The sequence below is a fragment of the Mesorhizobium sp. B2-4-7 genome (genome assembly GCF_006442685.1).
Lineage (GTDB): Bacteria > Pseudomonadota > Alphaproteobacteria > Rhizobiales > Rhizobiaceae > Mesorhizobium.
The window spans coordinates 18101-31061 of the sequence record NZ_VFVH01000017.1 but is presented as its reverse complement, the minus strand read 5'-3'; the positions used below and the strand labels follow the sequence as shown (position 1 = coordinate 31061).

Annotated in this window: 13 protein-coding genes; 5 read left to right on the top strand and 8 right to left on the bottom strand. The window is 60.9% G+C overall.

Going from position 1 to position 12961, the window contains the following annotated elements; translation table 11 throughout:
* Nucleotides 1-202: 202 nt before the first annotated feature.
* A complete protein-coding gene (locus FJ946_RS29790) occupies nt 203-523 on the bottom strand; it encodes a hypothetical protein (protein ID WP_140499517.1) in 321 nt (106 codons plus the stop codon).
* A 15-nt stretch (nt 524-538) separates the two neighbouring features.
* Nucleotides 539-748 (bottom strand): hypothetical protein, encoded by a 210-nt coding sequence (locus FJ946_RS29785; RefSeq protein WP_140523352.1) that lies wholly within the window; start codon nt 746-748, stop codon nt 539-541.
* Between the two features lie 957 nt (nt 749-1705).
* Between FJ946_RS29785 and FJ946_RS29775 the strand changes: the two genes are divergently transcribed.
* The 4 genes from FJ946_RS29775 to FJ946_RS29760 all read left to right on the top strand — a co-directional run bounded on the left by FJ946_RS29775 (nt 1706) and on the right by FJ946_RS29760 (nt 4996).
* On the top strand, nt 1706-1915 hold the full coding sequence (locus FJ946_RS29775; protein ID WP_140499810.1) for a hypothetical protein: 210 nt from the start codon (nt 1706-1708) through the stop codon (nt 1913-1915).
* 703 nt (nt 1916-2618) lie between these two features.
* The gene (locus FJ946_RS29770; RefSeq protein ID WP_140499513.1) at nt 2619-3152 is read left to right on the top strand and encodes a sigma-70 family RNA polymerase sigma factor; all 534 of its coding nucleotides are present in this window, start codon (nt 2619-2621) and stop codon (nt 3150-3152) included.
* A 28-nt stretch (nt 3153-3180) separates the two neighbouring features.
* On the top strand, nt 3181-3924 hold the full coding sequence (locus tag FJ946_RS29765; protein WP_224646632.1) for a hypothetical protein: 744 nt from the start codon (nt 3181-3183) through the stop codon (nt 3922-3924).
* Nucleotides 3925-4774: 850 nt separating this feature from the next.
* Nucleotides 4775-4996 carry a hypothetical protein gene (locus FJ946_RS29760; RefSeq protein ID WP_140499509.1) on the top strand — a complete coding sequence of 74 codons (222 nt, stop codon included), beginning with the start codon at nt 4775-4777 and terminating at the stop codon, nt 4994-4996.
* A gap of 465 nt (nt 4997-5461) precedes the next feature.
* Here the strand turns inward: FJ946_RS29760 and FJ946_RS29755 are convergent, their stop codons facing one another.
* The 6 genes from FJ946_RS29755 to FJ946_RS29730 form a co-directional block, all read right to left on the bottom strand.
* Complete coding sequence (locus FJ946_RS29755) at nt 5462-5887, bottom strand: hypothetical protein (protein ID WP_140523354.1); 426 nt, start codon at nt 5885-5887, stop codon at nt 5462-5464.
* Between the two features lie 809 nt (nt 5888-6696).
* On the bottom strand, nt 6697-7413 hold the full coding sequence (locus FJ946_RS29750; RefSeq protein ID WP_140523358.1) for an ABC transporter ATP-binding protein: 717 nt from the start codon (nt 7411-7413) through the stop codon (nt 6697-6699).
* A complete protein-coding gene (locus FJ946_RS29745; protein WP_224656199.1) occupies nt 7410-8150 on the bottom strand; it encodes an ABC transporter ATP-binding protein in 741 nt (246 codons plus the stop codon). The genes FJ946_RS29750 and FJ946_RS29745 overlap by 4 nt, the downstream gene beginning before the upstream one ends.
* Before the next feature lie 2 nt (nt 8151-8152).
* Nucleotides 8153-9139: a branched-chain amino acid ABC transporter permease gene (locus tag FJ946_RS29740; protein WP_140523360.1), complete on the bottom strand. Its 987-nt coding sequence runs from the start codon at nt 9137-9139 to the stop codon at nt 8153-8155.
* An 8-nt stretch (nt 9140-9147) separates the two neighbouring features.
* Entirely contained in the window at nt 9148-10020 is an 873-nt protein-coding gene (locus tag FJ946_RS29735; protein WP_140499499.1) for a branched-chain amino acid ABC transporter permease, read from the bottom strand.
* Nucleotides 10021-10180: 160 nt separating this feature from the next.
* On the bottom strand, nt 10181-11449 hold the full coding sequence (locus tag FJ946_RS29730; RefSeq protein ID WP_210239474.1) for an ABC transporter substrate-binding protein: 1269 nt from the start codon (nt 11447-11449) through the stop codon (nt 10181-10183).
* Nucleotides 11450-12124: 675 nt separating this feature from the next.
* Here FJ946_RS29730 and FJ946_RS29725 point away from each other — a divergent pair.
* A complete protein-coding gene (locus FJ946_RS29725) occupies nt 12125-12934 on the top strand; it encodes an SDR family oxidoreductase (RefSeq protein ID WP_140523363.1) in 810 nt (269 codons plus the stop codon).
* Nucleotides 12935-12961 lie beyond the last annotated feature (27 nt).

Here is a 12961-nt window from a genome sequence, read left to right as displayed (position 1 = left end):
TCGGCTCCCGTATTCGCGCAGTACCGGGTTGGCTTCACGCGACCTCGCAATGACGCCGGCATGGTTCCCCGCCAAGTCCTTGCGGTCCATATCGCCCGATCTCCAGTCGGCTGGTCCGAAGACAGGCCGGAGGTCGCCAGTCTCATCGCGGCCAAAGGCGGTGACGACGATTAGCTTCGGGGCTTTATGTTGCGGCATCAGGTTATCTGAGATGGGGGTCCTCTTTGGGCTGGAGCAAGAGCCGGTGGACGTTGAGCGGTGGAGGGGGCAGAACCTCGGTCATCTCGAATAGAGGCACCGATAGGCCGCCTTGCTCTGGCGCTGTGTGCTTTGACTTAAGGTCCGCTATTTCCTCGTCGCGTCTGGCAATTCGGCTTTCCAGATTGGCGATACGCTCAGTCAGCAAATACCGTCCAACAGCGAAGCCGCCGCCTCCAAACAGCACGGCAAACGTGGCAAAGGCTGCCGGGTTGGCCGCTACCAGCGCAGAGTTACTCTCAATGAAAGCGATAAGGTCATGCATTGAGGGTTGTCTGTCTCACCCCAGCACAGGCGGCGTAGGATCGAAGCTGATCGCCACGAGCCCCGGATGCCTGTGAGCGAGGGCGAGGATCTGTGTCTCAAGCTCGCAGTTGTAAGCCATGAGCGCCTTTACGGTCTCAAGGGGCGTTTCGTAGCGGGCGATGAGCTTCTCCGCCTCCGCGTGTAGTTCGGCTTTGGTTTCGGCGTCTAGGTGCATCGTGCCCATTGCAGTATTTTCCTAACGGGTTGCTCTGCGGGGTGCCGAGCGCGCGTCAAGGCGGTCCTGAAGGTAACCGTTGAGAACGATCATTTCCTTGAGGGCCTTCATCAACGTCGCCCTTGTGTACGGCAACGAACCTGTCGACGGTGGCTTGAAGGGCAGCCTCTTGCCGGCTGTCGAGTGACACAACGCAATCCACCTGAACGCCTCCTAATGTCGTGGACAGTGAACAAAAATGGAACAAAACTGTCAAGAGTGAAATGACTAGACGAGGAATAAATCCCTTTTTTTGGGCTCTGCCTGACAGGGATGGAAGACGGAAGCGCGGGCCGCACGCCGACACCTGAAGCGTGCGCGTCAGTGCCTTCATGGGCATGATCAAGTGAGCAGAGAAACGGTTGAGAGAATCGATGGGATGATCATAGCCCTGGCCGCGGAGGAGTGCTCTTTCTTTGCTTCCTCTTCCCCTTCGGCCATCGAACGACGCGGAACTCTGAGGCCGCCTCGTCCCTTTAAGGCATAGCTCTACCTGCTGAAGGCAACCAGGATGCCGAGCTCTTCCTGCATGGCGCCATGTGGCCCTCGATGCAGGAACTCGCAGTCCATCGAGGGGCCCCGCTGGCTCCCGCCGGCGGGCTCTTCAGTCACCCAGCGAAACGAAGCCGCTTCCGGCAAGTCCGGAGACTAAAGGAGGTTCCGATGAGAGAGCACGGCGGCGGACCCGAAGATGACGAGGGCATGCAGTTGCTTGCTCGGCGGCTGGCTTGAGAGGTCGGCATCCCGGAACGAGAACCGCGCGGTCAAGCTCATTGGTACCGACTGGAGTTCTTTGGGCGCGAAGCAAGTTTCCTGAAAAACCAGCGCTGGCCATTGTGATCTCGGCCAGGATCGCTGCCCTTGAAGGTCTTGCACGGCCGGAGGTCTTGCTGCATGTTTTCGGTGTTGGATTCCCGGGAGAAAATCATGCCAATTCAACAAAAGGCGGCGGAGGCCGGTATTTTCGACGCATCTGAGTTGGCACTGCTTGGGCGGGTTTTCGACAACCTTAAGCTAGGCAACCCATCGCCGGATGAGCGCGAGTTCATTGCCTCCCGAATTATCGCGAATTACATGGCAGGTGTGGTCGACGAGGCGGAGTTGGTTTTGCTCTCGAAGCAGCCGCTTGGCCGTTAGCCAACTCGCGGAACTTACCGCCTGCCCAGTTTTTGCGCTTCGGGGCCTTGTCGGTCTTTTTCTTTGACGCGAACAACGTACTCTTTCCGAAGTTGGAGCGCCGGAAGCTTCGCAGCGATACTCCCAGCTTCCGCAGCCCGTCTCGCCCACGGCAATGGCTTGCGGCTGTGGTATCCGAGTCGGCAGGCAGAATGATAACCATTCGCGCCTGACGCCTCGGGAAGAGCGGTCTTCCCGCTACCAGAAACACGATGACGAGAGCGCATAGCGCCAAGACTGCGGCGAAGGTGTTTGCTGTGAACTCGCCAAGTTGCATGACCATCCTCGTAAGGGACACGCGGTTAGACGAGTACCCGAAGATACCGACGAACAAGGGATCTTATTCCACGGTGCTTCGCAAAGGGCGGCAAAAAGATCGATTGGAATGGAATAATATCGGGCACAGCTCAGTAGATGGCCCAAGAACGAGCGTGAACGGAAATGCGTGGCGCGTAAACCGATCGTCACGATGATACAGGGAGCGGTAGCGAGTGCTGGAGGGTGGCTTGCCTCTCGCAGCTTGCAGGCGGGAGGAGCACGCTCCCATCGGCCCAGCGGTTGCCTGTCCCTGTCCCTGACCGCTGGGCCGATCCTCGGGTTTTCGGCCGGCAGACGATGAGTCCGAGTTGGAAATGGCGCTCGGGCTAACGCAGTATGAGACGGGATGAAAACGACGATCGACGTCATACCGCATCTGGAGGATCTTTGGCGCTACGGCCGGGTGCTCACAGGCAACGATTCCGACGCCGACGATCTGGTGCAGGAGGCCCTCGCCCGTGCGCTGTCGATGGCGGGCGGCTATGACACCTCCAGACCGCTGCTTCCCTGGCTGATACGGATCGTTCGGAACACTTTTTTGACCGGCGCTAGCCAGGCCAATGCCGACCGACGACGCTTGGCGTCCATCGCGGACATGTCCGACACTGCGTGGCCGCCATCGCAAGAACATTGCGCCGAGCTCTCCAAAGTCGGAAGGGCGCTCGCGCGAATGCCGGCCGATCAGGCCGAAATACTCCATCTGGTTGGAGTGCTGGGCTTTACCTACTCCGAAGCGGCCGAACTGCTTGGAGTGCCGCCAGGAACCGTGATGTCCCGGCTTAGCCGAGCTCGCGCTGCCTTGAAGCACAACATGGAAAATTTGGACGATGGAGCTTCCCCTCATTTGAAGGTCGTGGGAGGGCGTTATGTGGCCCGATAATCGTGTTTCGCAAGAGGATATCGGCCGCTTGCTGGATGGCGAGCTGTCGCCGTCGCAGAGATCCGAGCTGGAAGCCAGGCTTGCCCGCGATCCGGAACAGGCGGCAGAGGTTTTTGCCCACGCGCAGCGCATGGAAGCGTTGCGCAAGTCCCAACCCCGGCGGTTGTTTCCGCCCAGCGTGAGCCTGAAGAAAGCCAGGCAGCTGGAGAGGGCGTTTCGCCGCAGGAAGATGTTCACATTGCTCAGACTTCAAGTCGCGGCCGTCGCGCTGGTTGCGATCGGGTGGTCGGCCAACTCGCTGACCGTGCCGCTTCGCCAGGGAGGCAAGACAGCCGATGAGACCTTCATCCTGGCCGCCCGAGATGCCTTGCGGGTGGCACAACTGAATGCAGGTCCGGAGACGGGCACCGAGCCGAAGCAGGACAAGATCGAGCGACTGGTTGGCGCCGTCAACGTCAGCATGCCGACCCTTCCATCGGTATGGGTTGTGAAGGATGTCCAAGTACAGCCTTGGAACGGACAGCAAAGCCTGGTCGTGACGGCCGACACACCAAGCGTCGGTCGGATCACACTTGTCGCGGCTCCGATGAACGGCGAGGACGCCGTTTCGCCGACCACAGCGACCGACGGTCGCGTCCCGACAGTCTATTGGCAATCGGGAGGCACAGCCTACGCCCTGATGGGCTCGGCCGCGCCGGACCGGCTTGAGGTGGAAGCAAAGCAAATCGAAGTGGCAACGCGAAGAAACGTCTCTGCGAAGATCAGGGGCTAAAAGGTTGGCAATGGCAGAGGGAAACATATGCGCTCAGCAATTGGTCTATGGAACTCCGTACCGTTCGTGATCAGTTGGAAAGGTACAGGTTGGACTTGCTTTGATCGGTCGGCGACGGCCAGCGCGCCGATAGCAAAGACAGAGCAATGAACGTCCTGTCATTCGCAAGGCGGTATTTTCCCGCCACGTGCCCTGTCTGCACCGGCACGGCGCTCGAGGCCGACGTCACTCTTCGCAAGATCGAATTCCAATGTGCGTCTTGCGGAGGTTTCGAGATCACTTCCGCCGCGCGCTCTGCAATGAAAGGGCTGTCGCAGGAAAACCGTTCACTGTGGTTGTCGCAAGCTAGGCAACAGGGTTCCACGATTCCGCTGGTTGCTTGCGCAAACGAGACCCTCCTAACCGACCACTTTGATGACACAGGCTGATGTCCAAGGAAGTGCGACCGCGCGGGCACTTCCTGACGGCCCGGCACCAGGCTGGGGTGGTGTCGGGCCGTTTGCATCTTGGCGCAATGAGTTCCATCCCAGGGTCCTATTCTTGATATCGTGACGATCACCATGCGCAGATTGGAAGAGTACGAGGAAATTGGTCTCATAGGGTATCCCGGTGACGGAGAGTACATCGCCGTTCTGCGAGACAGCGAGCGCCAGAACTGGCTGCTCGGCGGTGAACGGTGTGGGCTGAACGGGACCCTCCTGGCGCATCAAGCAGCGGCTCTGCCCAGGTACTACCCGCACGGATCTCGCCTCGTTCTGGTGACGATAAGAGACAATTGGATTGTTGCGCTCCGGGACTACGGCGGCGCGGAAAACAGCCAAAACGCCAACGGATGATCGCGAGAAGGGCCTTGACTGCTGGGAAGAAGGATACGGCCAGGCGGCACACCGATCTTCAGGCCGCGGCCATGCTACGTGCTTCGACGATAGCCTTTGATGTGCGCACTGAAACGGCAATTTCGGAAGTCGCCGCCGAGATGAGCCTCGATCGGTTGGAGGTCATTCGCCTTGCGCTTCGAGAATGGCTGGCGATGCGCAAAAGCCTGCGCTTTCCCTCGGACATCCCGGAGTAGTTCATCATCCCTGGCTGAGGCAAGCCATGCCGCACAGGCACGTCAAGGCCGGCACAGTCTGGACTTCTACGAGCCGATCAACGTCCTCAAGCCCGTGGCCTCGATCTGGATTGTCGATGGACCTGAAATCAGGTTCGGCGTGGGCTGGCTGAAATTCCCCTTCACGCATAACGATCCTTCGGCCGCGCTGTGGCGAGCTGGTCCTGCATTCGTCTGTGAGATCTTGCGTCTGTGAGATCTTGCCCAAACTGCGATCGGGGATCGGAATGCTGGGATCAATTCGGTTCCTGGTTGCGCCGAACTGGTTTCACCGTTGGTGCCTGCCTGATTGGAAAGCTGCTGTCTCCCCAGATATGCTGGTGGCCACCGGCACCGGCCCTTGAAGCCACGCTTCATACATGGTCGCGCCTCCATTGCGACGGTCGCGCGACATAGCGCTGCCTGGCGAAAGTCCAAGATCGGCAATCAGCTCTTGGTGTTGTCCTGAGCTACGCTGTTCGCCGGGATTGTGTCCATCGCTGCCAATTTGTCCGCACATAGATCTGCGGCGCCTGGCACATCCTTCTTCATGCCGGCCAGTTTGACCCACCCGCCATCGCTGATGAAGCTGTCTCTCTGGTAGGAAGACGTATCCTTCAGCTTGGCCAGGTTGTCGCTCGCGTTGGACGCAGTGATGAATTTTTCCACACAAAGATTGGCCGCCAGTTCAGCCTTGGCCTTGATAGCGGATGTATTCGCCATTTCCGATGCCGTCCCTGCCGTCGTCCAGCCACCGGCGGTGAAGCCGACGATCATCGTCAATACAGCAGCACCCACTAGCGACCAAAACCAAAGTGTCTTGGAAGGTTGGTATTCGTCGAAGCGTTGCGACAGTGTTCGATCGGTTGTCATAGTTTCCTCCTTTTGAGATACGCTCTTCGTTTCGGGGTGATTTCCGCAGCCGTGGGCCGACAGTGGCCGGAATTCGAGCGATCATCGGCAGGACAATGCTCCCCGGCAAGATCGATCCAGTTCAGGAAACAGGGCAGGGGGATGCAGGGTCCGATTGGCAGCACTTTCGGGCGCGAGCACGTGGGCGCCGATCCTCTATCGTCCTCACCCATCTCCCGCACTCTGGCGCCTGAGACGACGTGCTTGAGCATCCGGAAATTTCCCAAAACGGCAAGAGCGGACAAACTTCACCTCGATGCTGCATATACCGAGCCTGCCGCCAAACTATTCCAAGCTAGTCTCGATTATGTGAAGTCGCGGTAGGCTCCGTCGCCAATAGCCGGAGCTGACGACATGGCGCAAACGGCGCCCTCATAGGATTGAGGCCCCGCAAACAGCCCGGTCAACTACGTCGGCAATCAACGGGAGGTGAATGGCTGCTCAGCAACTCCTTGCCTGGAAGCTGACGATCGGATTGCAGTCCCACCGCAGTCGTCCAGTGGCAGATCAGTTGGATATCCGGCAACGTCCATAACCATCATCTTTTTTTGCTGGTCTGCGGGCATCTGATCGATCAGTTCGGCGCGCTACGGCTCCTGCTTCTCCATCTCATTCGATTGGCCGCTTCTTCAGCGGGTGTGGCGCGGATTGAGCAACCGGTTCCGCGAGGGGTAACAGAAAGGGCCAAAGGCTCTAATCGCCACTGGATCACAGTGCAGTGGCAGGTCAGGAAATAGCAATCCCCGACCGCAAGAGCAGAACTGCAAATCTCACGCTCCGCCCATATAGATGTCCATGATCTGCCGGTCGTCGTGCACGTCCTGAGGCCTTCCCTCGAAGCGCCTTTCGCCGGCCGCCAAGATGTAAAGTTTGTCTGCAATGGGCATGGCCTCGCGGATGTTCTGCTCCACCATCACGATGCCGATGCCACGCGAGGTGAGGGTGGTAACGCGTTCGAGCGTCTCAATGACCATGGCCGGCGATAATCCAGCGGAAGGTTCGTCGAGTAGAATGAAGCGAGGTTGCGAGACCAGCGCTCGCGCCAGCGCAAGCATTGCCTGCTCGCCGCCTGAAAGCGAACCGGCCGCGGTGCGCCGCCGCCGCGCCAAAGAGGGATATTGCTCGATCAGCGCCTCGATGCGCTGCTCGACTAACCGGCGGTCCGCGATGGCGTAGCCACCCATACGCAAATTTTCCATCACCGTCAGGCGTGGGAACACGCCGCCGCCCTGGGGCATCAGCACGAGCCCTTCGCGCACTATCTCATGAACGGCAAGGTTGGAGAGCGTTGTATCGCCCAGGCTCGCCCTGCCGCTCCACACCGGCAGCGCGCCGGCAATGGCCTTGAGCAAGGTCGACTTGCCACACCCGTTCGGTCCGAAGATGCAGGTGATCTTGCCAGCCTCCGCATTAAGCGAGACACCGTGGACGATCTCCTGCTTGCCATAGCCGGTGACGATGTTTTCTGCCGTGAGCGTGGCGCTCATTGCGGCCGCCCCAGATAGGTCTGCATGACTTCCGAGTCGCGAACAATGTCGTCGAACGAGCCGCTAGCCACGACACGGCCTGCGTCCATCACGATGATGCGGTCGCACACATTGCGCACAATCTCCATGTCGTGCTCGATGATCAGGAAGGTGACGCCGCGCTTGCGCAGCCGCGCGATGGCCTCGACGATAATGTTCCGGATATTTGGATGCACGCCCGCCGTCACCTCGTCGAGCAGAATGAGCGAGGCCTGGCGCATGATGACGCGCCCGAACTCCAGCAGTTTCTGCTGGCCGCCCGAAACGTCGGAGGCGCGATTGTCGGCGACATGGTCCAGCTTCAGCAGCGCCAGTGTTTCGGCCGCCCGTTCACGCGCGCCCTGCCAATGGCCCTCGGCCGCTGCTGCCAGTAGGTTTTCTATGACGGTCATATTGTCGAACATGGCCGGAATCTGGAAGGTGCGGGCAAGCCCCAGCCGCGCGATAACGTGAGTCTTTCGGCCGCCGATCTCGTGACCGTCGAAGCGGATCTGGCCGCGATCAGGGGTGACCGCGCCCGATACCAGGCTGAACAGTGTCGACTTGCCCGACCCATTAGGCCCGATCAGGCCGGCGATCTCGTGCCGAGCGACGTCCAGGGAGACACCGTTGACGGCTTTGATGCCGCCGAAATGGCGGTAAAGTTCGCGCACGACGAGGATAGGGTCGCCGCCGCCAGCCGTTCGGTCGTCGGCCACGCTCAATTGGGCTCTCCCTGGTCACCGCCGACAAGCTTGTCGACCGCCTTTTCCAGCACGGCGCCGGAGTTGCCGGCGCGCTTCGAAAACAGGCCGGCGATGCCGTTCGGCATGAACAGCACCACCAGCACGATGGCCGCGCCCAATATGGCGATATAGAAGGCGGTGTCGCCCCAATACATCCAGATCAGCCGGTTGACGACGAACAGCCCCACGCCGCCCAGTGCCGGCCCCCACAGGCTGCCCAGCCCGCCCAGCAGCACCATGACCACCATCTGGTCGGTGATGTCGCCGCCGAAGACGCTCTTCGGATTGATAAAGGTGACCCAGTAGGCGAAGATCGCGCCGAACACGGAGGCGGTGACGGCGCTGAGCACAAAGGTCTGCAGCTTGACCAGCGAAGTGTTGATGCCCATTGCCTCGGCCGCCAGTTCGTGGTCGCGCAGCGCCTTGACCTTCAGCCCAAAACGTGAGCGCTCGAACAGCGCCCAGGTGATTAGGTAGGTCAGCGCCGCTGCGGCGAACATGGCGAAGTAGAAGAAGCGCTCATCGAGAAACGGCGGCAGTCCAATTCCGCCGATGCCGCCGGTGAAGTCCATCACCGAGGCGAACTGGATAAGCACCTCGGCGAAGGCCCAGGTGGCTATGGCGAAATAAGCGCCACGCAGGCGCAGCGTCGGCGCTCCGATTATGATGGCAAACAGCGCTGTCACAACCATACCGGCGGGGACGGTGGCGAAGAAGGGCCAGGCGAGCTTGTCGCCCATCAGCAGCGCGGTGACGTAGGCGCCGAGCCCGAAAAAGGCCGAATGGCCGAAATTGATGTAGCCGGCATAGCCGCCAAGTATGTTCCAAGAGCAGGCCAGCCCCGCCCACATCAGTGCGCCGGTGGCGATACGCAGCCAATAGTTGTTGACCAGCATCGGCAGCAGCGCCAACACGCCGATCACCGCGATCAGCAGGAGGACGCCGGCCCAGCGTGGGTTCATGTCCGGTCTCACAAGCCGTGCCGCAGGATCCCGCGCGGGGATACGAGCAGGACGAGGAACAGCGTGGCGAATATCGCCAACAGTGAATAGCTCGACCCGACATAGGTCGCAACGAAGGCTTCGATGACGCCGAGCAGCAGCGCGGCGACAAGGGCACCGCCGACGGAGCCTAAGCCGGCAAGCACAGCCACGAAGAATGCGAACAGCGTATAGCGCAGGCCGACCTCCGGATTGACTGAAAAAATTGCACCCATCAACACACCGGCCATGGCAGTGATGCCTGCATAGAGTCCGTAAACATTGGCGCTTAGGCGGCGGATGTCGACGCCCATCAGCGCCGCGTTCTGCCGGTTTTCGGCCGTCGCTCGGATCGCCAATCCATAGCGGGTGCGGTAGAGGAATATGAACAGTCCGCTGGCGATGGCGACCGCGAACACCGCCGCCGCCACGCGGATCAGCGGCACCGTCAACGGGCCGACGGCGAGGCTCTCGCCGCTCAAGGCCGTCGGAACGCTGTGGGTATTGAAGCCCCACGCGGTCAGCATGCCGCCGCGCAGCAGCGTGAACAATCCGAAGGTCAGCGCCAGCGCCATCAATTCCGGCCGCGCCGTGCGGCTGTTGCGGACATTGTAGAGGATCGGCCCGATCAGATAGCCGATGGCGCCGAACAGCACGAAGGCGACCGGGATCGCAAGGAATCCGTCGACGCCCAGTCCAGCGGCCATGTAGTAGCCGAGATAGCCACCCAGTACGACCCAGCCGCCCACGGCGAAATCGATGACGTGCAGCACGCCGAAAGCGAGCTGGAATCCGATCGTAAAGGTGGCGATGACGCCGCCGATCAGAAGGCCGTTCAGCAAGGTCTGTAGGAAAAGATCCAAGGTGCAAACCGTCCCTCAGTAGGCAAGCGAAAGAGCGGGAATGCCATGGCGAGGCGAGCGCGCTCAACGGCATGGTCCGTCATTTTCCGCGCACGCGCAACCGTGGTTCCGCCTGGCAGAGTGATGGCGACGAGGCCGCCCACACCCTGTCCAAAACCGCCTATTTCCAGGCCGGCAGCGGGTAGGTGAGGTCTGCTGCCGCGGCTTCCTTCGGCCCCACCGCCACGGTCTTGCCACCCTGAATCTGGATCAGCACCGGCACCGGCTGGACGTTGTCGTGGTAGTGGTTGCCTTCCTTCTCGAACTTGATCGGCCCATAGAAGGTCTGGATGTCGGTGGCGGCTATCGCGTCCTTCAGAGCCACCCTGTCTTCGGGCGTGAGCGCCGGCTTCTTGCCAAGCCGCTTGACGGCATCGCCGAAAACGAGTCCGCTGGCCGCGCAGGCCGCTTCGGTATAGTCGGGCTCGTGTCCAGACTTCTTTTGCGCCATCTCGGCAAACTGCCTTGCGGTGCCGAAGACGTCGTCCTTGTACGGCACCGATGGCAGCCACACGGAGACGCCGCAGGTGCCGTCGGCGTCAGCGGCAAGCGCCTGGGCAAAGGCCGGGTCGGTGACGCCATAGTGCATTATCAGCGCCTTGGGCCGGAAGTTGAGCGACTTCGAGGTCTTGACGACGTTGATCAGCGGCTCCTCATGGCCGCCGACGGCGACGATGTCGGGGTTGAGCGCTGCGATCTTGGAGATGACCGGGGTCAGGTCGCCCGAGGCCGGTACCAATTCGTAGGCGACGAGTTCCAGTCCGGCTTCCTTGGCCCCGTCGCGAAAACCTTCGCCGGTTTCCTTCGAGAAGGGCTCGTTGACACCAATCACTGCAATCGTCTTGGCCGCTGGGTTGGACAGTTTCGCCAGTACGGCCAGCGACTTGCCTGCGGTGGTGTCGACGGCCGGGATGATGCCGAAGTTGAATTCCGGCTTGGCCTTCCAGACGTTTGGCGATTCCGCGGAGCCGGAAATCATTGGCACCTGGTACTTCTGGCAGATCGGCTGCACGGCGATGGTCGAGCCGCTGGTGTAGGGGCCGAACAGCACATCAACCTCGTTCTGCACGATCAGGCGCTCGGCGGCATCGGCTCCCGTCGCCGGGTTGCTCTGGTCGTCACCGTAGAACATGTCGACCTTGAAACGCTGGCCGGCGACCTCGACGCCGCCCTTGGCGTTTATGGCCTCTGCCCAGAGATCGTAACCGCGCTTGGTCAGGTTGCCACCGAGTATGTTCTCGCCCGACAGCGAGGTGATGACACCGGCCTTGAAGGTCGCCACCTGCGCGCGTGCCGTTCGCACGAACGGTATCCCCAACGTGCCGGCCGCCAAGGCGACGGCGCTGCCGCCGAGGAACCGGCGGCGAGAAACTTTGCTTTTGATGGACATCATTCAACTCCCTTTGTCCGACTGTCAGATTGGAAACCGATGATGTTCTTGTTCATACCACAAGACGCGGTTGTGCGGCCAGGAAGATTGCCTCACGAGGCGGCTTTGGGTCCGAGCGGTCTTCGCTGGATCGAAAAGACGGAGAGCTTTGCGGGAGCTACAGGAGGGTTGAGGATGAGAAGGACGGTTCACACCGAGCAAACGGGGTGGCGCCCAGGCTGAAGGAACGGGCTGGCACGACAGGCCGAGGTTCTCGTAGAGCGTGACGCTCCCGGCGCTGCTGGAAACGGCGGTCGCCGAATGGTCGATGCCAAGACAAGTTTCGCCGTCTGATCGATCGCCCGCTTGAACTTCAGCACCTTGTCCGGCGCGCTGAAAGACAGAAACAACACGCCCAACAGGCAGCGCACAGGGAACGTGGCGAGGATAGCGGGCGTCGGATGCTTTCTTCGGGCTCCGGCTGAAGTGCGCGCTCGGCGCGCTCCCGACTCAGTCTTACATTGGAGCGTTGGATTGGTTCGCAAGCCGCGATCACATTCATGTTCCTGCGCGTTACCGCATTGTAATGGCGCCAGCCGGACCTTTTGGTCCGCGGTTGCGTTTCATGGGAGCCGGCTGACCTGGCAGTGGCGATAATTTTAGTTCCAGGCGAGCTTCTTTTCGAATGAGTTCTCCATGTCCGATCACAAGCCTCTGGCGCGGCAGAAAGCCATCGTAACGGGGGCTAATTCAGGCATCGGCGAGAGCGTTGCCGTTGCGCTTGGCCGGGCGGGCGCCGACGTGGTGGTGAACTATGTCGAAAACGAGAACGCCGCGAACGCCGTCGTGGACCAGATCCATCGGGCCGGCAGCAAGGCGATCGCCCACATGGCCGATGTCTCGATGGAAGACCAGGTTCGAGACATGTTCGAGCGCACGATGCGCGAGTTCGGCACCATCGACATCCTTGTCGCCAATGCCGGCCTGCAACGCGACTCGGCGTTTGCTGACATGCCTTTGGCGACCTGGACTAACGTTCTCGGCGTCAATCTGACCGGCCAGTTCCTTTGCGCCCAGGCTGCGACACGCGAGTTCCTGCGGCGCGGCGTGGTGCCGTCCGTCTCGTGCGCGGCCGGCAAGATCATCTGCATGAGTTCGGTGCACCAGGAAATCCCGTGGGCAGGCCATGCGAACTACGCCACCTCCAAGGGCGGCATCAAGCTGCTCATGGAAAGCATGGCGCAGGAGCTGGCCCCCAGACGCATCCGCGTCAACGCCATCGCGCCCGGTGCGATACGCACGCCCATCAATACCTCCGCCTGGGATACGCCCGAAGCGCTCAAGGGCCTGCTGACGCTGATTCCGTATGGGCGGATCGGCCTGCCGGAAGACATCGCGCGGGCAGCCGTCTGGCTGGCGTCCGACGATTCCGACTACGTTGTCGGTACCACGCTTTTCGTCGATGGCGGCATGACGCTCTTTCCTGGCTTTTCGACCAACGGCTGATCGGAATGGACGGCGGTCGGCGATGCG